The following is a 984-nucleotide window of genomic DNA, read 5'->3' as shown; positions in this document are numbered from 1 at the left end:
TCATCGACAACGACGAGCGGGTGCGCGAGGCGCTCCAGCTCGCGGCCGAGCGCGGCGGCATCAACCTCATGGAGGCGCCGCGCCCCGAGCTCGACCGCATGACCAACGGACTGAACCATCAGGGCCTGGTCCTCCAGGTCCCGCCGTACGAGTACGCGCACCCCGAGGACCTCGTCGCGGGCGCCCACGACGAGGGACGGGACCCGCTGATCGTCGCCCTCGACGGGGTGACCGACCCGCGCAACCTCGGCGCGGTCGTCCGGTCCGTCTCGGCGTTCGGCGGCCACGGCGTCGTCGTGCCCGAGCGGCGGGCCGCCGGGATGACCGCCGGTGCCTGGAAGACGTCCGCCGGTGCGGCCGCCCGTACGTCCGTCGCCCGCGCCACCAATCTGACGCGCGCGCTGGAGGCGTACAAGAAGGCCGGTATCGCGGTCGTCGGCCTGGCCGCCGACGGCGAGGCCGAGATCGGCGAGCTGGCCGCGCTGAACGGCCCGGTCGTCATCGTCGTCGGCAGTGAGGGCAAGGGGCTCTCCCGGCTGGTCGGCGAGACCTGCGACCACCGGGTGCGGATCCCGATGCCGGGCGGCACGGAGTCGCTGAACGCCGGTGTGGCGGCGGGCATCGTGCTGTACGAGGCGGCGCGTCGACGGAGCTGAACGGGTGTTCGGTCGCGTCACCCACATGGTGGATTAGGGAGGGTCCGGACAGGCTTGACGCGGTCCGGACACATCCGCCCGGTCAAGGCAGTGTCCTCACGCCATGTCACTCGGTTAGATGAGTGTGGACACCAGAACACCCCGCACACCCACGGGGGACCGCTCGTCGGGAATCGACGACGCTCCCGCGCTGAGCATGGTGAAGGTGCCGAGCGATCCGGCGCAGGTCATCGTCAATCACGCCAGCTTCCGCGTGCAGCTGGGCGTCTCGGCGCGGCGCGCCCCCTCGCCGCGGATCGCACGGCACGTGAGCGCCGCCGAGGACACC

Annotated in this window: 1 protein-coding gene and 1 pseudogene; both read left to right on the top strand. The window is 72.2% G+C overall.

From position 1 onward, the window contains the following. Positions 1-656 (top strand): 23S rRNA (guanosine(2251)-2'-O)-methyltransferase RlmB (gene rlmB / locus B9S61_RS02895; RefSeq protein ID WP_103540770.1); only part of this gene is annotated, 656 nt, incomplete at its 5' end. A 118-nt stretch (positions 657-774) separates the two neighbouring features. Further along, positions 775-984, top strand: a pseudogene (locus B9S61_RS41450) (hypothetical protein); the annotation flags it as partial.

The sequence above is a fragment of the Streptomyces sp. SM1 genome, from assembly GCF_002910825.1.
GTDB lineage: Bacteria > Actinomycetota > Actinomycetes > Streptomycetales > Streptomycetaceae > Streptomyces > Streptomyces okerensis.
This window is presented reverse-complemented; position numbering and strand designations above follow the sequence as displayed.